This window comes from Clostridium sp., assembly GCF_051654825.1.
Classification (GTDB): domain Bacteria; phylum Bacillota; class Clostridia; order Clostridiales; family Clostridiaceae; genus Clostridium.
This window is the reverse complement of sequence record NZ_JBOFYU010000129.1, coordinates 1-21228: the sequence shown is the minus strand read 5'-3', so window position 1 is coordinate 21228 and position 21228 is coordinate 1. Positions and strand designations below refer to the sequence as shown.

Sequence of the window (21228 nt, the reverse complement as noted above, 5' to 3'; positions counted from 1 at the left end):
GGATCTGAGTTACTTATAAATACTGAAACTATTGGTTTTGCTAAAACAATACATATAATAAATATTAAGGTTGAAGATATAGCAATAGTTTTAATACTCATCTTTAATAATTTTTTTACTGTAATAGAATCTTCACGTCCATAATAATAGCTAGATAAAGGCTGCATTCCTTGAGTTATTGCAATCATAGTCATTATTACTAAAGTATTTACATAACATATGATACTATATGTTACAATTCCATTTTCGCCAATATGTTTTAAAATAGCTTGATTAAATAAAAGTATCACTATTCCAGAAGTTAATTCTGTTATTGCATCAGGAAACCCAATATAGATTATTCTTTTTAACATAGAGAAATCAACTTTAAACCTTATTAGCTTTAACTTAGATTTTTTACTTATAAAATGACTAAAGAAGAAAATAAACGATACTCCTTGAGAAATTATTGTTGCAATGGCAGCTCCTTTAATTCCAAAGGAAAATACAGCCACAAATAAAAAGTCTAAAATAATGTTAGTTATTGCTGAAATAACCATACCTATTATAGCTAAATGGGGAAATCCATCAGCCTTTGTTAATACTTCTAAGCAATAAGAAATTATAAAGAAGATATTAAATGAAATTATTATTTTTAAATAATCCTTTACTAAAGGTAATGTATTTTCAGTAGCTCCTAAAAATAAGGATATTTTATCTAAATTAAATAATGCAATAACTGTAATCAATATTGAAACTACAGCCATAGCTATTAAATTAAAGGTAAACACCTGATTAGCTTTTTTAGGTTCATCCTTACCTAAGTAGATAGAAATAATAGTAGATGCCCCAGTTGAAAATAACATTGATGTAGCAAATATTAAATTAACAAAGGGCATAGATATATTAACAGCTGCAAGTGCTGTTGGTCCTACAAATCTACTAACAAATATACCATCTATCATTGTATAAAGTGAAAATACCCACATTGCTGCCACAGATGGAAGAAGATATTTTATAAATTTTTTTCTTAACGATATTGAATTACTCAAATTATCACTCCTTAAGAATAAATATAAACTATGATATAATATTTTGTAAAGAAAGGCTAAATAATTAAAAGTTTAAAAGGGGAAGTAGTATGGAATATTCAATTGGTAAGGCTGCTGAAGCTGTGGGTTTAAGCACTTATACTTTAAGATACTATGAAAAGGAAGGCTTACTACCAGAAGTTAAGAGAAATAGTAATGGTGTAAGGGTTTATGATGACTCTGATATATTTTGGATAGATTTAATAAAGTGCTTAAAGGATACTGGAATGTCAATGACTGAAATAAAGAGTATTGTAGAGCTTAGTTTAAAGGGAGATTCTACTATAAATGATAGAAGAGAGATTCTAGTAAATCATAAGAAGACAGTAGAGCTTAAAATAGAGGAATTAAACAAAAGTATAGAAAAAATAAATAAGAAGCTAGACTGGTATGATGGGAAAGAAAGTAGTTGTTAAAATTTAAAATAAAAGCGTTGACTTAGAGTTAACTATAAGGTGTAAGCTATAAATATAATATAATTTATAGAAAAATTTAGGAGGAAATGCTTTATGTTAAATTTTAATTTTTATAATCCAACTGAAATAGTATTTGGAAAAGATACTTTAATTCAATTAGATAGTTTAGTACCATCAAATTCTAGAGTGCTTGTACTTTATGGTGGTGGAAGTGTAAAGAAGTTTGGTACCTTAGATAAGGTTAAAGATATTTTAGGAAATAGAGAAGTATTTGAATTTGGTGGAATTGAGCCAAATCCTAAATATGATACTTTAATGAAGGCTGTTGAAATAGTTAAAAATGAAAAAATTGATTTTTTACTAGCTGTAGGTGGAGGATCAGTAATGGATGGAACTAAATTTGTTTCAATGGCTTCAACTTATACAGGTGATAATCCTGAAGATTTATTTAGTTATGATTCAATTCCAGAGGAAGTTGCAAAGGGAATACCTCTAGGAACTGTTGTTACATTACCTGCTACAGGTTCAGAAATGAATAGTGGAGGAGTAATAACATCAAGAATTGGAAAGTTAGCTTTCTTTAGTAAAAAGGCTTTTCCAAAGTTCTCTATATTAGATCCAGAATTAACTTATACATTACCAACTACGCAAGTTGCAAATGGAATTATAGATACTTTTATTCATGTAGTTGAGCAATATGTAACATTTCCAGCAGAAGGAAGATTCCAAGATAGAGCAGCAGAAGGAATATTACAAACATTAATAGAGATAGGGAGAAAAGCTATTGATAACCCTACAGATTATGATTCAAGAGCAAACCTTGTTTGGTGTGCTACTATGGGGTTAAATGGGCTAATAGGAGCTGGTGTTCCACAAGATTGGACTACTCATATGATAGGGCATGAGCTAACATTATTATTTGGAATAGATCATGGTAAAACTTTAGCAATATTACAACCTTCAATTTGGAATGTAAGAAGAGAGGCTAAAAAAGATAAACTTCTTCAATATGGAGAGCGTGTATGGAATATAAAAGAAGGTAGCGAAGAAGAGAGAATAAATCTAGCTATAAATAAAACTCGTGAATTCTTTGAAAGCTTAGGGGTTAAAACTCATTTATCAGATTATGGAGTTACTAAAGAGAAGATTGATGATGTAGTTAAATCTTTAGAAAGTCATGGAATGACATCATTATCAGAAACGAGAGAGGTTACATTAGATGTAAGCCGTAGAATTTTAGAAGGTGCATTATAATACTAAATAATATTTAATGATTTAAAAAAGGCATCTAACAAGGAAAAAGATTCTTGTTAGATGTCTTTTATAATTATCTAAATAAATTTTAGTATGTAATATTAAATAAAAAATATAGCATTAATTGTATAACTATGACTTTTTTATGACTATACTTAATTTTAAGTATAATATAAAGTAATATATTCATATAGAGGATTAATTAATTGTTATTTTATATATTTTAGTAGCAAACTAAAATTATAAAGGAGGATATATATGAATAAGACCGTTTTAATAGTAGAAGATGAAAATAAAATAAGTAAAATGATATCTGATTATTTTGAGCATAATGGATTTAAAACAATAATATCTAATGATGGGTTAGAGGCATTAAATGATTTTGAAGAAAATAATATAGATTTAATTATTTTAGATGTAATGTTGCCAAAGCTAGATGGATTTACAGTATTAAGAAGAATAAGAAAAAAATCTAATGTTCCAATAATAATGGTTACAGCAAGAGCTGAAGATGAGGATATGTTAATGGGATATGAATTAAAGGTAGATGATTATATAATTAAACCATTTAATATAGATATATTAATAGCAAAAGCAAAGGTGTTATTAGAAAGAATAGATTTACTTTCTAATAATAATTCAGATGTTTTAGAGTTAAATGGAATTAAGCTTTATAAGTTGAAAATGCAAGTATTTTTAGATGAAGAGCTAATAGAGCTAGAACCAAAACAATTTGAGGTTCTAGAATACTTAATGGAAAATAAAAATATTGTAATATCAAGAGAAAAGCTTTTAGAAACTAAGTGGGGATATGATTATTTTGGTAATACTAGAGTAGTAGATGCTCAAATAAAGAAGTTAAGAAAAAATTTAAAGCATAAGTCTTATTCAATAAAAACTATCTTTGGAGTAGGATATAAGTTTGAGGTGGAATAATGTTTAAAAAAAATATCTTTTCAAAGTTGTTTTTTATGAATTTAATAATATTAATATTACTTGTAATTACTCAATTGATGTTTCAGAAATTTTTATTTGAACCTTATTATATTTCGAAAAAGGAAAGTATATTAAAGGATGAAGTAAATAAATTTCAAGAATTTATTGAAGAGGGAAAAAGTAGCACAGAAATTTTAGAGTTTATAGATGAATTAAGCAGAAATGAAAAAATAGCTTTAGTTTTAAAGGATAGTTATTTAAATGATATAGTTACAATGGATTATAGTATGTCAAAGAGCAATATTGAGCTAGAGGATATAGAGGGAAAAGTTTATAAAATAATTTTAGAAAATTACTCAGAAGATTCAATGATAAAAGTTGGAGATAACATTGATGTTTTAGGTGTTGTAAACAATTTAGGATATATATATCCATCTACATTAAGAGTAAATGGAGTAAGTTATGATAGCATATTTAATGTTGTTCAAGCTGAAACAAATAGTGGTATAGTAGCTCCAAGTTTAGTATTACCTGCTCAAAGTGCAAGTGAAGCAAGTTTAAAAAATTTAGATATAAGAAATGCAAAGGTTAAAAAGATAAATGTAGATAATAGTTATTATTTTTCTCAAACAAATAAAATATATGAGGTGTTTGGATCAGACTTATCTTTATGGAATGAATTATTAATAGGAAATGATTTTACAAAAAAGATATATGATAATAAAAACGAATATAGTAACTTATTATATGGAAAAAATATTGGGGGAGTTGTAGTAATTGGAGTGACTGCACTTTCACAAGTAAGTGAAGCTATAGGTGTAATGAATAATTATTATATCTTTATATTTTTATTTTCTTTAGTTCTCGTAGTAGGAATATCATTTATTTATTCTAAGTATATATCTAAACCTTTAATACAAATGAGTAATATTGCAAATAATATTGCAAATTGTAATTTTACAGATAAATATAAGGTTTCAAGTGAAGATGAAATAGGAATGTTAGGAAATTCATTAAATAAGATATCGGAGAATTTAGAAGAGGCCTTAGGTGAATTAAAAAAGGCCAATGTTAAGCTTAAGGATGATATGGATATTCAAAAAGTTCAAGAGGAAAAAAGAAAGGAGCTTATAGCTAATATATCTCACGAATTTAAAACTCCAATAACAATAATTCAGGGATATGTTAATGGAATAAGAAATGGTATGTATAATGATGAAAAATATTATAATAGCATTTTAGATGAAACTAAAAGATTAGATGGATTAGTAAAAGAAATGCTAGATATATCGAGACTAGAATCACCATCATTTAAATTAAATGTTCAACCATTTGATTTGTGGGGGACATTTTTAAAAGAGTATGATAAATTAAGATCTATTTTAAGAGAAAAAGATATAAATATAGATTTTGATATGGATGAAGCTATTGTTTATGGTGATGAAAAAAGAATAAGTCAAGTAATAGTTAATTTATATACTAATGCTATAAAATATACTCCGAGTGGCGAGAATATAAAAGTAAGTATTGATTTAAGTGATGATAAAAAATATTATGTTTTTAATATTTTAAACACGGGAGTAAAATTAGATGACGATGAAATTATAAATATATGGGATTCTTTTTATAGAGGAGAAAAATCAAGGAATAAAAAATATGGCGGGACAGGATTAGGATTAGCAATAGTAAAAATAATCTTAGAGCTTCATAATAGTTCCTTTGGAGTCAAAAATGTAGAAAATGGAGTGCTATTTTATTTTACATTAGAAATATGCAATGAATATTAATTAATTTTACTTAGTGTGGTTAATAAGTAAAAGGTGTGATAGTATATATTTTATGGTAGTTTATTTTCTAAAATTATGTAATAAACTGAAAGGATGATACGATATGAAATACAACTTTAATTTTGATGGAAAAGAATATGAATTAAGAGAAGATAACTTAGAAGCATTTATAAATGATGAAGAATTTGAGTTAGAAGATATAGATTTTGAAAAAGTAATAGATTTATTAAAAAATAGTGAAGATGTAGATTTCCAAACAGCATATTATGAAACATGTTGTGAAGAATGTAAAACTGGAAAGGAAGAAAAGAAAAAGGTATTTGACTTCCTAGAGTTCTATTTTTATGCTTATGGAAAAGATGGGAAGTTTGTTACTAGTAGTATAGATAATGAATATGATAAAAAGTCATTTACAAGATTATATAGAGAAGGTGTAGTTGACACAAGTTATATAGTAACTGTTATTGTTTGTAGACATTGTGGAGTATATTCTATAGAAATTGAAGAATTTGAGGTTTAACGAATTAAAATCTTTTATAAGTACACAATAAATAGGTAAATAATTATTTATAAAGGATGTGTTAATTTTGAAGAAAAACAATGGCAATGTAAAGGATAAGGCACAACAAAAGGGTGAGAGAAGACAAAAGTTACATCAAGACCAAAATAATATTGGTAATGATGAAAATAAGCCTGAATATACAGATTTTAGTGGTAATCCAATAAGATAATGATTAAAACCCTTAGTAGTTTTACTAGGGGTTTTAATTTTAAAAATATGTAAACTTAATATACTTACTTTAAAGTAATAGCTTTATACTGTATAATAATTTATGTAAAGCTTTAAAAGATAAGGAGAGAAAGATATGAGAAAAAACAACTTGAAAAGATTTTTAACATCAGTAGTTGCTGCATCATTAAGTATGTTTATGTTAGTTGGATGTGGAAGCAGTAAAAGTGAAGGGGGATCAGCTTCAGATGGAGGGAATCCAATAGCAACAATAGAAGTTGAAGGATATGGAACAATGGAAGCTGAATTATATCCAGACAAAGCTCCTGAAACAGTGAAAAATTTCATAAGCCTTGCTAATGATGGTTTTTATGATGGATTAATATTCCATAGAATTATTAAAGGATTTATGATTCAAGGTGGAGATCCAGAGGGAACAGGAATGGGTGGTCCAGGATATTCAATAAAAGGTGAGTTTTCTTCAAATGGATTTGAAAATGATGTAAAGCACGAAAAAGGTGTACTTTCAATGGCAAGATCAGGTTATCCTGATAGTGCAGGAAGCCAATTCTTTATAGTAAGTGGAGATGCATCACATTTAGATGGAGATTATGCAGCTTTTGGTAAGCTTATTTCAGGAGAAGATGTATTAGATAAGTTAGAATCAGTAAAAACAGGTGGTCAAGATAGACCAGTTGAAGATATTGTAATAAAATCAATAAAAATAGACACTAAGGGTGTTAAATACGACGAACCACAAAAACTAAATGGATAATTATAAATAAGAGGAGCTATTTTTAATAGCTCCTTTTATTATGCCTTTAATTTCAAGAATATTTTCTAAATTTCTTTTTTCGGACCAAATAAAGGGTAATTCCAATTTAATATATTATTTTAAGCATATTAACATAAGTTACTTATATAGAAAAAAATTCAAAAAAGTATTCACAATTATATTTATTAGGAGTATAATATAGTAAAGAATATTTTAGTAATAAAAAAATAAATATTACTAAAATATAAATTAATAAGATAAATTTTATTAAAGTGTATTGTGGGAGGTATATTTATGAACTATTTAGATTTATATTTACAAAAAAATAATTGTAAGAGATATGATGTGCATAAAGCGACAGGAATAAGTCAACAACTATTATCTACTCATAAAAATAAAAAGGTAGAAAAATATTCTAATAAAGTAATTATTGCATTAGCAGATACATTAGGAAAGACTCCAGGAGCAGTTTTAGATGAACTTATAGAACTAGAAAAATCAAATCCAGCATTTGAAGTATATAATCCAGATGAACTATTACTAGCGTTAGATAACAAATATGAAAAGATAATGATAAAGGGTGCATATTGTGATAAGATTTATAGTTTAATGAAAAGCCAATTATCAGATACTGAATCACTAGGGTTTGAGTTAGGAAGTTCAGGTACAGCTACAGTTTTAGCCTATGCTATTACAGCTGTTAGAGAGTTTTTTTCAAATTCAGATTCTGTTGATAGAGGAATACAAAATAAAATTAAGTTATATAAGCTTAATGACTTTATAGATGGTGGATTATTATTAACATTAAAGCAATTAGATTACTAAAATAGAATATATTTAAATATAGTGAGAAAAGGCTTGATATAAATAAGTCTTTTCTTAGTTGTATTTAGAAAGGATAAGATTATGAAATTTAGAGAAATGAAAAAAGAAGATATAAAAGCTATCGTAGAAATTTATATTAAAACTTTTAATTCACCACCTTGGAACGATAAGTGGACAAGTGAAACAGCAAGTAAAAGATTAACTCAAATGATGGATTGTCCAGGGGCATATGGTATATTAGCTCATGAAGAAGATCTTATTATTGGAATGATACTAGGAGCAGAAGAACAGTATTACAATGGAGTTATGTTTAATATAAAAGAGTTTTGTGTAAGAAATGATATACGAAGTAAGGGCATTGGAACTAGAATTTTAAATGAATTTGAAATACTTTTAAGAGAAAAAGGAATATCAGAAATTATTTTATTAACAGCTAGAGGAGATAAGACAGAAGGCTTTTATAAAAAAAGAGGATTTTTAGAACATGATGAAATAATAATGATGAATAGAGAACTATAAAAGAAATTTGTTAATTGATTTGTTATAGGGTAAAATAAGAATACTATTTAAATAAATGAGGTAATTTAATGAACAAAGATAAATTTGAAGATATGAATTTAAGTCAGCCAATATTAAAGGCTTTAAATAATTTAGGCTTTAATGAGCCATCAGAAGTACAAAAGATAGCTATTCCATATATGTTAAAGGATGAAGATATAATTGTAAAATCACAAACAGGAAGTGGAAAAACAGCAAGCTTTGGTATACCTTTATGCGAAAAGATTAAAGTAGAAGAAAGTAGAGTTCAAGGGCTAGTATTAGTTCCTACTAGAGAGCTTGCACTTCAAGTTAAAGAAGATATTTCTAATATAGGAAGACTTAAAAAGGTTAGATGTGCAGCTGTATTTGGTAAGCAACCTTTTAATGAACAAGTAAGAGAGTTAAAGCAAAGAGTTCACATAGTTTCAGGTACACCAGGAAGAATAAGTGATCATATAAATAGAGGAAACTTAAAACTTGAGGATATTAAGTTTGTAGTTGTAGATGAAGCAGATAAGATGTTAAATATGGGATTCATAGATCAAATAGGAGATATTTTAGATAAACTTCCTAAGGGAAGAAATACTGCTTTATTTTCAGCAACATTACCTAGTGAAATAGAAAGATTATGTTCTAAATATATGAATAATACAAATATATTAGAAATTAAATCAAAGGTATTTAATAGAGATAAAATAAAACAAAGCTATTTAAATATAGAAGAAAAAGATAAGTTTAATGAGCTATGCAGAGGACTTTATTCAAATAAACCTGAGGCAGCTATAGTATTTTGTAATACAAAGGATAAGGTTAAAGAAATAGGCGCGAATCTTAAAAGAGAAGGAATAAAGGTAGAACAGTTACATGGTGATATGGAGCAAAAAGATAGATTATTAACTATGGAAAGATTTAAAAATAAGGAATTTAAGGTTTTAGTGGCTACAGATATTGCTGCTAGAGGAATACATATAGATCATATAACACATGTATTTAATTATGAGCTTCCAATGGAAAGAGAAAGTTATGTACATAGAATAGGTAGAACAGGAAGAGCCGGTAAAGATGGGACAGCAATATCCCTTGTATCTAATTATGAAAAGAAGTTTCTTCAAGGAATAGAAGAGTATGTGGGATATTCAATAGAAGAAGGGGCATTTTCTTTAGATGAAGATGTTAGAGAAGGAAGAGAGATTTTTAAAGCGAGCCAAAAGGAACTTAAAAAGAATGTTGGAGCAAAAAAGAAAAGCATTCATTCAGAAGTTACTAAGATACATATAAGTGGTGGAAAAAAGAAAAAGATAAGACCTATAGATATTGTTGGTTGTTTTAGCAATTTAGAAGGACTAACTGGAGAAGACATTGGAATAATTGATGTGCAAGATGGATTTTCTTTTATTGATATTTTAAATGGAAAGGGAAATAATGTTCTTAATAAGCATAAGGAAGTATCTGTTAAAGGAAAGAAACTAAGACTAACAAAAGCTAAAAAGTAATTTTAAAGGGAGTAAGTATTTTAAATGCTTACTCCCTGATTTTTATTATATAGATAATTAAAAATTCAATTTTGTAACAGAAAACAAACATGTAATTATAATAATAGTAAGAGGAATTTTTATGGAGGATAGGATTATTGAATATAGTTCAGACGTATTCAGAATATATTAGAGGTTCTATTGTTAATATAGGAAGCAAGAGTAAATTATCTCTCTGTAATGGTGTAAAAAGAAAAGCGGTAACAAATGCTATATTTAATATACCTAAAAAAAGTGAAGTTAAATATTCACAATTAGCATTTTCAATAAATATACTTAATGACCATATTCCAAATGCTGAGTTAGAATGTGAGCTAAGATTAACTATAGAAGGAATTAAAAGTGATACAGACATTTTCAAGATAAATATAAATCCTAGTAGAGATATATATACTCAGGTAATAGATATTTCAGATATGTTATTATCAGTAATAAAATCTAATATTAATATGGATATAAGTATTTGTAGCAATAATATAAATGAAAATATTGAGATATCTTGTGGGTGGAGTATAATAACTGTTTATGAAAATGAATCACAAAGCTTTAAGAAAATAAATGTATATTATATTTATGATGATGATTGTCCTATATCTAAAGTTAAGATTGAGGATATTTCAATTCCTAGTTATAAGGAGACCTGTGGAAAATTACATTTAGGATTGTGGAAGGGAAAATCTGATAATTTAGTTTGGAATATAGAAAATGAAAATACTCAATATAAATTAACTAGTAGACTTATGAATCATAAGGAGTGTATAGGTAATGTTAAGGTTTGGGGATTATTAAATACAGATATATCAAAGGTTTTAGGTGTAAATCAGAAGTTGTTAGAAATAATATTCTTAGGATATGGAGTTTACTATAATGTAACTAATTTAGCTGTTGAAGTTGAAACTAATGATGATATAAATGATGACGAACTTTTAAGAGAAAACAACTATGAAAGTAAATCCATATGTAATGAAAGTGAAGTATATGAAAATATTGATGAAGTAATAGAGTCATCATGGTGCGCTGTAGAAGAACAAGCAAAGGTCATAAGTACATTAGGCGTTACAAGAAATATAAATACAAAGAGTATAGTAATTATGCTTAAAAATAATAAGAGTTCAATAGCAGAAGTAGAAATAATAATTAAGGATTTAGAAAGTACACCATATGAAGCCATTAAAAGTAAAAAAGTAATGCTGCCTAATGATGAAGCAAGATTTATAATTGATTCACCACCAAAAAGATATGAAATAATATTTGCTGGAATTTATGATGAAGTTTTAGTTTGGTGTGCAGAAAGAGTTAATAATGCAAATCAACCAATTTCAAAAAGCTTATTTATAAAGAATAGAAGATTTAATAGGAAAAATTTAGTCCCAATATCCGATTAAGTATATTGATATGTATTTTATCACAAAATATAATCAAAGGATGGTGTTACTATGAAGATAATAAAAAAGGATGGTAGAGTAGAAGAATTTAATATAAATAAAATTAAAACTAGTATAGATAATGCAGCAAAGGATGTTCAGGTATATTTAAATGAATCAGATTTAGATATATTGACGAGAGATGTTGTGGGTTCATTAAAGTCAATAAAGAGAAATGAAATCATAACATCAAGTTATGAAGTTATGGGTGTAATATTTACAATTTTAAAAAGAGATGGATTTAATTCAGTTTTAAAATCATATTTTTATTTTTTAAAATAAAGGTTAAGTCTCTTACTTAAAGTAAGGGGCTTATTTAAATTATATTAAAATTAACTTATTAATGAATAAAAGACTGGTTTATGTTATAATTTCATTGACTTTGATTTTGGGAGGAGTAAATAATGTACAAGTTAATTGCACTAGATATGGATGGAACTTTATTAAGAGAAGATAAGAGCGTTTCAGAAAGAACTAAAAAAACAATTCAAGAAGCAAGAGATATGGGTGTAACTGTAGTATTAGCAACAGGAAGACCAATTGAAGGAGTAAGAAGATATTTAGAAGAACTTAAAATGCTTGGAGAAAATGATTATGTCTTAAGCTATAATGGGGCATTAGTTCAAAAAACAAAAAATAAAGAAGCTGTGTCAGAAATAGCTTTAAGTGGTAGTGATGTACATTATCTTCACAACTTAAGCAAGGAATTAGGAGTTAATATACATGCTTTTTCAGAAAAACAAGGATTAATTACTCCTAAAAATAGTAAATATACTGAAGTAGAAGCTACGATTAATGAGATAAAAGTTACAGAAGTAGATTTTACAAAAGTAGATAAAGATGATGTTATTATTAAGATAATGATGATAGATGAGCCAGAAATATTAGGAGCAGCAATTGAGAAACTACCAAAAGAAGTATATGAAAAATATACTGTAGTTAAAAGTACTCCATATTTCCTAGAATTCTTAAATAAAGAAGCGAATAAAGGGACAGGAGTAGAATTATTAGCAAATCACCTTGGAATAAAAAGAGAAGAAGTTATTACTATGGGTGATGCAGGAAATGATCTACATATGATAGAATATGCAGGACTAGGTGTAGCTATGGAAAATGCTTTTGAAGAAGTTAAAAAAGCTGCTGATTATATAACTGATAGCAATAATAATGATGGAGTTGCAAAAGCAATAGAAAAATTTGTTTTAAATAAATAAGATGGCATAAAATACTTGTGGTTTTAATTACTACAGGTATTTTTTTTATAAAAACTTTGTAAAATAGTATAAATTATATTAAAATGTATATATAAAATACATTTTAAAAACAAAAATATAAAATAAAAAAATATATTGTATAAAATGAAAAATATAGATAAATATAATAAAATCAAAAATATTTAGTTTTATTTTATAAGGAGAGTAAAATGAAAGATATTTATGCAAACCTTCAAAAAATAAGAGATGGAAAAAGAACGTACGCAATAACACCTCATATACCAGGTGGATTTATTACACCAGAAAATTTGGAGAAAATAGCAAGGGTTACAAAGAAGTATAATGGGGTTTTAAAAATAACATCTGGTCAAAGAATTTTAATAACTAATTTAAACTATGATGATATAGAAAGTATATGGGATGAACTTGATATGAAACCAGCTGTTAAATCACAGAATTCAATAAAAAATGTTGAGATTTGTCCAGCAGGATTTTGTAAAAGATCAAAATATAATACTATTGGATTGGGAATGAAACTATCTAAAAAATATCAATGGATGGAAATGCCTTGTAGAACTAAAATAGGGGTATCTGGATGTAAAAATGCTTGTGGTAGTGTTTATTCAAAGGATATTGGAGTTATTGCTGATAAATCAGGGTTAATGGTTACTATAGGAGGGTCAGCGGGGTATAACCAAAGAATGGCTGATATTTTAGCAAGTGATTTAAATGAAGAAGAAACTCTTTTATTAATAGAAAAATTAATTCATTACTATAAAATAAATGCTGAAGCGGGAGAAAAATTAGGTTTTTTCATAGATAGAGTAGGAATTGAAAATGTAAAATCTAAAACTATTTATGGAATTAATGTAAAAAAAGGAAATAATAGTTCGGAATAAGTAGTAAAAATCATGGAATTTAAAAAAAAATTTAAAAAATTTAAAAAAATATGAGGAAATTTATTCCGAATAGTGATAAAATATATATAGGTTTAAGAGAGAAAAAACCTATATATATTTTTATTTATAGACATAGTACTTTCAGGTCACCCATGTAAATGTTTTCTGAAGTCGTTTATAATAATGTTTTGAATGTTAATAAATAATATATTAAACAAGGTAAGAGGGGGATACATATGGCAAACGTTGTTGGATGTTCAATTATAATTAAGGATGACTTTAATAATGTTTTGATTGCTCAAAGAAAGGCAAAGAAAAATGAACCTAAATTATGGTACATATTTGGAAAGAAGTTAAAGGGTAAAGAATCAATTGAAAAATGCGTACATAGAACTGTTAAGGAAGAGTTAAAATCAATATTATTTGATGTAAATCAATTTGATGAATTTATAATTGACTCTGAAAATGATGAAAGTGTACAACTTTATATTGGATCATTAAGAGAAAAAATAACATGTCATGCAGATATAGTATCATGCAAATGGGTAAGTAAGGATGCTCTAGATGCATATGACTTTGCACCAGGAGAAAAAGAAAAAATTCTTAGATATTTCTCAAGATAGAATTAGAGAGTTATAAAAATTAATAATATATAGGCCAAGCTTTTCATTAGCTTGGCATTTTGTTTATATAAAATTAATTGACAGATATAATAATGATATAGTATAAAGAATTAAGTCAATAAACTTGATATTTTGAAAGAAAATGGAGGGGCTACAAATGAAAGAATTACAATTAGAGGCAGATAGATGCCTTTTATGTAAAAATCCAAGATGTAAGGCAAATTGTCCTATTAATACACCAATTCCAGAAGTAATAGATTTATTTAAACAAAATAAATTACAAGAGGCAGGGGAAATGTTATTTAATAACAACCCATTATCAATAGTTTGTGGAATAGTATGTCCTCATGAAAATCAATGTAAGGGGCATTGTATAAAGGGAATAAAGGATGAACCAGTACATTTTTATGAAATCGAAGAGTACATATCTAAACAATTTTTAGAAAACACAAATTTTTCAGTAGATAATAAATTAAATGATAGTATTGCAATAGTTGGTGGGGGACCAGCTGGAATAACTATAGCATTTATTTTAGCTAAAAGAGGATATAGAGTAACTATATTTGATTCACATGAAAAAATAGGTGGGGTATTAAGATATGGTATTCCAGAGTTTAGGTTACCAAGGACTATTTTAGATAAATATGAAGAAAGATTACTTCAATTAGGAGTAAGAATAAGACCAAATACTTTAGTTGGGCCAGTTCTTACAATAGATAAATTATTAGAAGATGGATATAAAGCAATATTTATAGGAACAGGAGTATGGAATCCTAAAACTTTAGGAATTAAAGGGGAAAGCTTAGGTCATGTTCATTATGCTATAGATTATTTAAAAGCTCCATCAGTTTATAATTTAGGTAAGAAGGTATGCGTAATTGGAGCAGGAAATGTGGCTATGGATGCAGCTAGAACTGCAAAGAGAAGTGGAGCTGATGAAGTATACATACTATATAGAAAAGGCTTTGAGAATATGCCAGCAACAAAGGCTGAATTAGAGGAAGCTATAGAAGATGGTATTAAATTTGAATTATTTAAGGCTCCTGTAGAATTAAATGAAAATGGCGTTAAATTTATAGAAACAGAAAATGAAATAGGTGAAGATGGAAGAGTAAATACAGTGACTATAGAAGGTACAGAAGGGTTATTTGAATGTGATTCAGTAATTATATCTGTAAGTCAAACACCTAGAAATAATATAGTATCTAATACAACTGGCTTAGAAACTAATAGATGGGGATTATTAGTAACTGATAAGTGTGGACATACAACTAGAGATGGTGTCTTTGCGTCAGGAGATGTAGTAACTGGAGCTGAAACAGTAGTTAAAGCAGTTGCACATGCAAAATTAGTAGCAGAAGAAATGATAAAATATATAGAAAATAAATAGTTAAAAGGCTTATAAGGAGAAATCTTTATAAGCTTTTTATTATAGATCAAATGTAAAAAGTTATTTGCAAAATGTAAAATTATAAAATTATTTACAATAAATATAATAATTTTACATAAATGTATAAAATAATTATGTTATTATAGATATTAACTATAAAGTGATGATAAAATATTAAGGAGAGTTAAAATATAATTTAATAGTATTTTATGAGAAGTTAAAAAAGTTTAGAAATTTATGATTTAAGTTGATTTTCAATATAGTATTTAAACTATCAGGGGGATTATATGGGGAAGTTACAGTGGTTAATAGTTGAAATGTGTGAAAAAACTAAGTTAAAGATAAAACTTGTTGACAATTATTACAATGAAATATTTAATAATTTATCACATGAGCCAGATATATTAGTAAGAAAAATTATTGTAAATGACGTAGAATGGATACTTAGTATAGAGAAAAATGATAAGAACCTAATAGATTTTATAGAGTTTATGATAAATAAATTTATTGAAAAAGAAGATACAATAAAATCTATATTAAATGGTAAAAAGAGATGGGAAGATATTTCAGAAAGTATAATTTACAAGGCTTCAAAAATATTTATTGTAGAATGTTATAAGATTGAAGAAGTTTTTAGTATTATAAAAAGTATTTACCATTATGAAGACGTATATATTGAAGTGTTAGATAATCGAATAGTATTGATTGGGGATTTTGATGAAGAAAGAGAACATGCATTATCTATGATAGAAAGTATAATGCAAGATAGTGGTGAAAAGATTTTTATTGGAATAGGTGATTTAGATGGAAGTTTCAATGGATTTAAGAACACATATGGTGATGTTTTACAATCAATAGAAATAGGGAGAGGTTTTAAAATAACACCAGAGGTCTATATATCTTCTGAAATGTATCTTGAAAAAATTATTTATAATTTAAATGAGGAATACTCAAATAAATTAAAGATTAAGTATAAAGAAATATTTGAAAATCTTAGCGATGAAATAATACTAACTTTAGAAGAAATATTAAATTGCAATTTATCTTTAACGAAGGCTGCTAAAAATTTATACATACATAGAAATACACTTATGTATAGAATAGAAAAAATAAAAAAGGTAACAGGATTGGATATAAGAAATTTTAAAGAAGCAACATTTTTATATTTTTTATATATAAATAGCAAAGGTATAAAGTAGTAAAGAGGGTATAAGGGAGAAATATTATATGTGCAGGTTATTAATTGTAGATGATAAAAGCCTAACAGATAATTCATTAGAGGATATCATTAATTGGAAAGACTTGGGATGTGACATTGTTGGGGTAACTTTTAATGGGAATGAAGCTTTAAACATAATAAAGGAAAATTGTATTGATCTTGTAATTACAGATATAAATATTTTAGGGTTAGATGGATTAAATTTAATATCAGAAATAAAAAGATTAAGTATTAAAAGTAAAGTAATCGTTATTAGCAATAATATAGAATATAAAACTGTAAGAGATGCAATGAAAAATGGAGCTATAGATTATTTATCAAGAGATTTTATAGATAACAATGAAGTTGCTTTATTAATAGAAAAAGTAATGGGAATTACATCAAATAATAATGAGGATAACAAAGATAACTATTATATTAGTAATTTATTGAAAGAAGTTGCTAAAGGATATAATATAAGTAAATCAAAAATAGAAGAAATATTTAAGAAAGCAGAGAATGAAATTTTAAAAAAGCCATATAGAATTATATATTTCAAAAAAGAAGATGGTTTTTTATTAAATGAACTAATGAGTAATATATTAAATGAAGCTAGAAAGAACTTTATAAATGTAATGCCAATATACCTAAATAATAATAATAATATTTTAATATTTAATGAATCGCAAAGAGAAAAGGTAATTAATATAGTAACAAAAAATATAAATAAAGTTAAACAAAATAATAATAGTAATATTTATGCTATTTTATCTGACTTGTGTAATGTTGATTATGAAATATGTGATTTATTAAAAAACACCATAAATAAATTGGATTATTGTTTCTATTCATTTAAAAATTATATAATTGATGATGAATCTATAAAATTTAGTCGAAAAGAGCTAAGTGCAAGCAATATTAAATATAGAAAAGAAGTAGAAGATATTATTAGTTATATTGATAAGAATATTCAAAGCAAGATAACACTAAAAATGTTATCAAATGATATAAATATGAATGAAAGCTATTTAAGTAGAATGTTTAAAAGAGAAACTGGTAAAAATATTGTATATTTCATAAATGAAAGAAAAATGAAGAAAGCAATGGAATTACTAGAGGATGAATCTATTTTAATAAAGCAAGTGTCAAAAGCTGTTGGTATAGAAGATCAGTTTTATTTTAATAAGTTATTTAAAAAATTTTATAATGTAAATCCAAGTGATTTTAAGAAAAAAAATATTTTATAAAATAAGAAAGCAGCAATATATATAATTTGCTGCTTTCTTATTTATTATATTTTACACAAAGTTTTACTAGTTCTATATCCCTTAGGGGATGTCCCTGTTATCTTTTTAAACATTTGACTAAAGTAAGATGAGTTAGAAAATCCTACAATAGAAGCAATGTCCCTAATTGAATAATTAGTAGTTGTTAAAAGATTTTTAGATTCTTCAATTCTACGATTTATAACATAGTTAATAGGTGAGACACCTATTTGTTTGGTAAATGTATGAACTAAGTGAAATTTATTAACATATGTTAATTCGGATAAAAAATCTAATGTTATGTTTTCAGAATAATGTGAGTCAATATAATTTTTGATTTTAATACATTCTAAATTTAATTTTTCTTGTGGTTCCTCTACAAAGAGCAAGGTTGGTGAATTACGTATAACATGAGTTATGAAAAGGTTTAACATGCTTTTGCACGCTACCTCGTAATTAAATTCTTTTAGCTCTATTTCTTGAATTAAACAACTTAAATAATGAATTATAATATCTTTGCTTTGAGAAAGATTCATAATTTCATAAAGTTTTTCTGAACTATCATTATTAGTAAGGGTTTGAGTATGTCTAAAACTTAAAGATAAGTTGTCAATACCTACAACTATATACTCTAATGGATTATTTTTTGAAAAAGATTTTTCAGTATGCAAGCAGTTAGGGTTAATAATAATTAAGTCCCATTGCTTGACATTGACAACGGTATCAGCTAAGTGAAAACATCCTGACCCGTTAGTTATGAAAAATATCTCTGTAAATGGATGAAAGTGGGCAATACTATGCCAATCATCTTCAAACTTAGATTTACTAATATAATGCAGTTCGTAATTGGAATTATAAATGTTATTTTCGCCAATTAAATATCTTGTATTACTCATAAATGCACCTCTATAAATATCTTGTTACCCATAGTTATATATATTATAACATATTATATATATTGTGGTAATATTAGTAATAAAATAAATTAGAAAATAATATAAAATTTGATATATTGTTGGTAATAGCAATATAACTAAAAAACTCAGCAACAATATTATTGTGTAAAAGATTACAATTTACTACAATAAATGTGTGAGGATTACAAACAAGGGGGGAATCATTTATGAGTAGAAAAAACACCTCAAAAAATTTATTCATTGGGTTATCTGTGCTTCCAGCAATCATTTTGTTCATAGTTTTTATGGTAATACCAACTATAAATGTATTTTGGATGTCACTATTTAAATGGGGAGGATTATCAAATAATAAAACTTTTGTAGGATTTGATAATTTTACAACCTTATTTAAGGATATGAATTTTTTAAGGTCATTTCAAAACACAGTATTTTTAATAGTTATAGTTACAGTCATAACATTAATTTTAGCTATAGCAGCAGCAGCAGTATTAACTAGGGAGGATATGAAATTTAAAAATTTCTTTAGAATAGTATTCTATTTCCCAAATATTTTATCAGTTGTAGTAATATCAGCAATATTCTCAGCTGTTCTTGACCCTAATCAAGGAATACTTAATGCTTCATTTAAAGCACTAAGTTTAGATTCCTTAGCAAAGATGTGGCTAGGAGATCAAAAAATTGTAATCTGGTGTATTGCAGCAGTTATGATATGGCAAGCCGTAGGTTATTATATGGTTATGTACATGGCTAGCATGAGTAGTATTCCAGCAAGTCTTTATGAATCAGCAGACTTAGAAGGAGCTACAAAATTACAACAGTTCTTCCAAATAACATTACCGTTAGTTTGGAACACAATAAGAACAACATTAACATTCTTTATAGTAAGTACAATAAATTTAAGCTTCCTATTTGTAAAGGTTATGACTATGGGTGGACCTAACGGTAGCTCAGAAGTATTCTTAAGTTATATGTACAAGCAAGCATACTCAAACTCAGCATATGGATATGGTATGGCTATAGGGGTTGTAATATTTATATTCTCATTCGTACTATCATTAGTAATAAGTAAAATAACAAAGAGAGATATTATCCAATTTTAGAGGGAGGGATTGATATGAAAAAAGCTTTTAAGGAAATGTCAGCTGAAAAGTTAATGAAGATATTCACTTATGTATGTTTAAGTGTATTTGCATTAAGTATATTAGTTCCTTTAGGTTGGGCGTTTCTTGCATCATTAAAACATAAATCAGAATTCTATGGAAATCCATGGGCAATGCCAGAAGGATTATACTTTGAAAACTTCCGTAAAGCATTTATAGATGCTAATATGGGTGAGTATTTCATTAACTCAATCGTAGTTACTGGACTAGCTCTAATAATTTTATTAGTAGTTGCAATACCAGCAGCGTATGCATTATCAAGATTTGAATTTAAAGGTAAAAAGATACTAGATACTATCTTTGCAGCCGGATTATTTATAAATGTAAACTACATCGTAGTACCAATATTCTTATTAGTATTAGATGGGGAAAAATTAGTAAGAGAAATATTTGCTATACCAGCAAGTTTAACAGTATTTTTAGATAGTAGAATAGTGGTAGCAATTATATATGCTGCAACAGCATTACCATTTACTATTCACTTATTACAAAACTATTTGAGAACATTACCTAAAGCATATGAAGAAGCAGCCTATATGGATGGATGTGGAAGACTTAAAACTCTAATACATGTAATTATTCCAATGGCAAAGCCAAGTATTATAACAGTAGTACTATTTAACTTCTTAGCATTTTGGAATGAATACATTATAGCATTAACAATGTTACCTAATAAGGCTAAAACTTTACCATTAGGACTAATAAACTTAATGCAAGTTCAAAAAACAGCAACAGATTATGGAGCAATGTATGCAGGTCTAGTAATAGTAATGGTTCCTATAATAATACTTTATATCTTAGTTCAAAAGAAATTAACAGAAGGTATGACAGTAGGTGGAATAAAAGAATAATAGCATTAGAGTAATAAGATATTAGGCAGGAGGAAAAAAGAGATGAATAGAGGTAGAGTTACAATACCAACAGATGACAATTTTATAAATGAAACTATTGAAATAGTTGAAAAATGGGGAGCAGATGGGATTCGTGATTGTGATGGATTCAAGCTTCCAAGAGAAATAAAGGGATTAGCAGAAAAAATTTACTCAACATATTTTGTTGCACGTGGAGATAATGAATGGGCACAACAAAACATGGATGAGCTACAACAAACATATTTAATGACTAAACATCATTTAGCAACAGAAGACACATTAAAAGTATCAATAATGGATGGATATTTTGCAGAGCAAGTACAACCAGATTCATATCATGATGTAAAAGAATTCTGGGAAGTAATAGATAGAACTACTGGTGAAGTAGTTAGTACAGATAA

At 26.8% G+C, this 21228-nt stretch carries 23 protein-coding genes; 21 read left to right on the top strand and 2 right to left on the bottom strand.

What is annotated here, in order from left to right:
* Nucleotides 1-1031 (bottom strand): MATE family efflux transporter (locus ACRDBA_RS08105; protein ID WP_438572420.1); only part of this gene is annotated, 1031 nt, incomplete at its 3' end.
* A gap of 89 nt (nt 1032-1120) precedes the next feature.
* Between ACRDBA_RS08105 and ACRDBA_RS08100 the strand changes: the two genes are divergently transcribed.
* The 18 genes from ACRDBA_RS08100 to ACRDBA_RS08015 all read left to right on the top strand — a co-directional run bounded on the left by ACRDBA_RS08100 (nt 1121) and on the right by ACRDBA_RS08015 (nt 17860).
* The gene (locus ACRDBA_RS08100; protein ID WP_438572419.1) at nt 1121-1486 is read left to right on the top strand and encodes a MerR family transcriptional regulator; all 366 of its coding nucleotides are present in this window, start codon (nt 1121-1123) and stop codon (nt 1484-1486) included.
* Nucleotides 1487-1579: 93 nt separating this feature from the next.
* Complete coding sequence (locus ACRDBA_RS08095) at nt 1580-2740, top strand: iron-containing alcohol dehydrogenase (RefSeq protein WP_438572418.1); 1161 nt, start codon at nt 1580-1582, stop codon at nt 2738-2740.
* Nucleotides 2741-2998: 258 nt separating this feature from the next.
* Entirely contained in the window at nt 2999-3676 is a 678-nt protein-coding gene (locus tag ACRDBA_RS08090) for a response regulator transcription factor (RefSeq protein ID WP_438572417.1), read from the top strand.
* A complete protein-coding gene (locus ACRDBA_RS08085; RefSeq protein ID WP_438572416.1) occupies nt 3676-5463 on the top strand; it encodes a HAMP domain-containing sensor histidine kinase in 1788 nt (595 codons plus the stop codon). Before ACRDBA_RS08090 ends, ACRDBA_RS08085 begins: the two co-directional genes overlap by 1 nt.
* A gap of 103 nt (nt 5464-5566) precedes the next feature.
* On the top strand, nt 5567-5983 hold the full coding sequence (locus ACRDBA_RS08080) for a DUF3785 family protein (protein WP_438572415.1): 417 nt from the start codon (nt 5567-5569) through the stop codon (nt 5981-5983).
* 67 nt (nt 5984-6050) lie between these two features.
* Nucleotides 6051-6194, top strand: a complete 144-nt coding sequence (locus ACRDBA_RS08075; protein ID WP_438572414.1) for a clostri-philic family protein — start codon at nt 6051-6053, stop codon at nt 6192-6194.
* A gap of 135 nt (nt 6195-6329) precedes the next feature.
* Entirely contained in the window at nt 6330-6968 is a 639-nt protein-coding gene (locus ACRDBA_RS08070) for a peptidylprolyl isomerase (RefSeq protein ID WP_438572413.1), read from the top strand.
* Between the two features lie 294 nt (nt 6969-7262).
* Nucleotides 7263-7793, top strand: coding sequence for a helix-turn-helix domain-containing protein (locus tag ACRDBA_RS08065; protein WP_438572412.1), 531 nt, complete (start codon nt 7263-7265; stop codon nt 7791-7793).
* Between the two features lie 81 nt (nt 7794-7874).
* Complete coding sequence (locus tag ACRDBA_RS08060) at nt 7875-8312, top strand: GNAT family N-acetyltransferase (protein WP_438572411.1); 438 nt, start codon at nt 7875-7877, stop codon at nt 8310-8312.
* A gap of 68 nt (nt 8313-8380) precedes the next feature.
* Nucleotides 8381-9826: a DEAD/DEAH box helicase gene (locus ACRDBA_RS08055; protein ID WP_438572410.1), complete on the top strand. Its 1446-nt coding sequence runs from the start codon at nt 8381-8383 to the stop codon at nt 9824-9826.
* A gap of 137 nt (nt 9827-9963) precedes the next feature.
* On the top strand, nt 9964-11250 hold the full coding sequence (locus tag ACRDBA_RS08050) for a hypothetical protein (RefSeq protein ID WP_438572409.1): 1287 nt from the start codon (nt 9964-9966) through the stop codon (nt 11248-11250).
* Between the two features lie 51 nt (nt 11251-11301).
* Nucleotides 11302-11571, top strand: coding sequence for an ATP cone domain-containing protein (locus tag ACRDBA_RS08045; protein WP_438572408.1), 270 nt, complete (start codon nt 11302-11304; stop codon nt 11569-11571).
* Between the two features lie 122 nt (nt 11572-11693).
* Nucleotides 11694-12503, top strand: coding sequence for a sugar-phosphatase (yidA, locus tag ACRDBA_RS08040; RefSeq protein WP_438572407.1), 810 nt, complete (start codon nt 11694-11696; stop codon nt 12501-12503).
* A 209-nt stretch (nt 12504-12712) separates the two neighbouring features.
* Complete coding sequence (locus tag ACRDBA_RS08035; protein ID WP_438572406.1) at nt 12713-13402, top strand: NAD(P)/FAD-dependent oxidoreductase; 690 nt, start codon at nt 12713-12715, stop codon at nt 13400-13402.
* 236 nt (nt 13403-13638) lie between these two features.
* Nucleotides 13639-14025: an NUDIX domain-containing protein gene (locus ACRDBA_RS08030; RefSeq protein WP_438572405.1), complete on the top strand. Its 387-nt coding sequence runs from the start codon at nt 13639-13641 to the stop codon at nt 14023-14025.
* A 157-nt stretch (nt 14026-14182) separates the two neighbouring features.
* On the top strand, nt 14183-15415 hold the full coding sequence (locus ACRDBA_RS08025; protein ID WP_438572404.1) for an NAD(P)-dependent oxidoreductase: 1233 nt from the start codon (nt 14183-14185) through the stop codon (nt 15413-15415).
* Between the two features lie 287 nt (nt 15416-15702).
* Nucleotides 15703-16614 carry a PucR family transcriptional regulator gene (locus tag ACRDBA_RS08020; protein ID WP_438572403.1) on the top strand — a complete coding sequence of 304 codons (912 nt, stop codon included), beginning with the start codon at nt 15703-15705 and terminating at the stop codon, nt 16612-16614.
* Between the two features lie 28 nt (nt 16615-16642).
* Nucleotides 16643-17860, top strand: coding sequence for a response regulator transcription factor (locus tag ACRDBA_RS08015; RefSeq protein WP_438572402.1), 1218 nt, complete (start codon nt 16643-16645; stop codon nt 17858-17860).
* A gap of 44 nt (nt 17861-17904) precedes the next feature.
* Here the strand turns inward: ACRDBA_RS08015 and ACRDBA_RS08010 are convergent, their stop codons facing one another.
* Complete coding sequence (locus ACRDBA_RS08010) at nt 17905-18774, bottom strand: AraC family transcriptional regulator (RefSeq protein WP_438572401.1); 870 nt, start codon at nt 18772-18774, stop codon at nt 17905-17907.
* A gap of 227 nt (nt 18775-19001) precedes the next feature.
* On the opposite strand from ACRDBA_RS08010, the gene ACRDBA_RS08005 reads away from it, so the two are divergent.
* The 3 genes from ACRDBA_RS08005 to ACRDBA_RS07995 all read left to right on the top strand — a co-directional run.
* Nucleotides 19002-19895: a carbohydrate ABC transporter permease gene (locus ACRDBA_RS08005; protein ID WP_438572400.1), complete on the top strand. Its 894-nt coding sequence runs from the start codon at nt 19002-19004 to the stop codon at nt 19893-19895.
* A 14-nt stretch (nt 19896-19909) separates the two neighbouring features.
* Nucleotides 19910-20806 (top strand): carbohydrate ABC transporter permease, encoded by an 897-nt coding sequence (locus tag ACRDBA_RS08000; RefSeq protein ID WP_438572399.1) that lies wholly within the window; start codon nt 19910-19912, stop codon nt 20804-20806.
* Between the two features lie 42 nt (nt 20807-20848).
* Nucleotides 20849-21228: 1,3-beta-galactosyl-N-acetylhexosamine phosphorylase N-terminal domain-containing protein (locus ACRDBA_RS07995; RefSeq protein WP_438572398.1), on the top strand; the 380-nt coding region annotated here is incomplete at its 3' end.

What these genes read in the sequence shown, in the direction of transcription:
- ACRDBA_RS08000 (WP_438572399.1), top strand. Translation starts at nt 19,910, where the DNA reads ATGAAAAAAGCTTTTAAGGAAATGTCAGCTGAAAAGTTAATGAAGATA.
- ACRDBA_RS08020 (WP_438572403.1), top strand. Translation starts at nt 15,703, where the DNA reads ATGGGGAAGTTACAGTGGTTAATAGTTGAAATGTGTGAAAAAACTAAG.
- ACRDBA_RS08035 (WP_438572406.1), top strand. Translation starts at nt 12,713, where the DNA reads ATGAAAGATATTTATGCAAACCTTCAAAAAATAAGAGATGGAAAAAGA.
- ACRDBA_RS08100 (WP_438572419.1), top strand. Translation starts at nt 1,121, where the DNA reads ATGGAATATTCAATTGGTAAGGCTGCTGAAGCTGTGGGTTTAAGCACT.
- ACRDBA_RS08065 (WP_438572412.1), top strand. Translation starts at nt 7,263, where the DNA reads ATGAACTATTTAGATTTATATTTACAAAAAAATAATTGTAAGAGATAT.
- yidA (WP_438572407.1), top strand. Translation starts at nt 11,694, where the DNA reads ATGTACAAGTTAATTGCACTAGATATGGATGGAACTTTATTAAGAGAA.
- ACRDBA_RS08025 (WP_438572404.1), top strand. Translation starts at nt 14,183, where the DNA reads ATGAAAGAATTACAATTAGAGGCAGATAGATGCCTTTTATGTAAAAAT.
- ACRDBA_RS08015 (WP_438572402.1), top strand. Translation starts at nt 16,643, where the DNA reads ATGTGCAGGTTATTAATTGTAGATGATAAAAGCCTAACAGATAATTCA.
- ACRDBA_RS08080 (WP_438572415.1), top strand. Translation starts at nt 5,567, where the DNA reads ATGAAATACAACTTTAATTTTGATGGAAAAGAATATGAATTAAGAGAA.
- ACRDBA_RS08055 (WP_438572410.1), top strand. Translation starts at nt 8,381, where the DNA reads ATGAACAAAGATAAATTTGAAGATATGAATTTAAGTCAGCCAATATTA.
- ACRDBA_RS08030 (WP_438572405.1), top strand. Translation starts at nt 13,639, where the DNA reads ATGGCAAACGTTGTTGGATGTTCAATTATAATTAAGGATGACTTTAAT.
- ACRDBA_RS08010 (WP_438572401.1), bottom strand. Translation starts at nt 18,774, where the DNA reads ATGAGTAATACAAGATATTTAATTGGCGAAAATAACATTTATAATTCC.
- ACRDBA_RS08045 (WP_438572408.1), top strand. Translation starts at nt 11,302, where the DNA reads ATGAAGATAATAAAAAAGGATGGTAGAGTAGAAGAATTTAATATAAAT.
- ACRDBA_RS08090 (WP_438572417.1), top strand. Translation starts at nt 2,999, where the DNA reads ATGAATAAGACCGTTTTAATAGTAGAAGATGAAAATAAAATAAGTAAA.
- ACRDBA_RS08060 (WP_438572411.1), top strand. Translation starts at nt 7,875, where the DNA reads ATGAAATTTAGAGAAATGAAAAAAGAAGATATAAAAGCTATCGTAGAA.
- ACRDBA_RS08005 (WP_438572400.1), top strand. Translation starts at nt 19,002, where the DNA reads ATGAGTAGAAAAAACACCTCAAAAAATTTATTCATTGGGTTATCTGTG.
- ACRDBA_RS08085 (WP_438572416.1), top strand. Translation starts at nt 3,676, where the DNA reads ATGTTTAAAAAAAATATCTTTTCAAAGTTGTTTTTTATGAATTTAATA.
- ACRDBA_RS08095 (WP_438572418.1), top strand. Translation starts at nt 1,580, where the DNA reads ATGTTAAATTTTAATTTTTATAATCCAACTGAAATAGTATTTGGAAAA.
- ACRDBA_RS08070 (WP_438572413.1), top strand. Translation starts at nt 6,330, where the DNA reads ATGAGAAAAAACAACTTGAAAAGATTTTTAACATCAGTAGTTGCTGCA.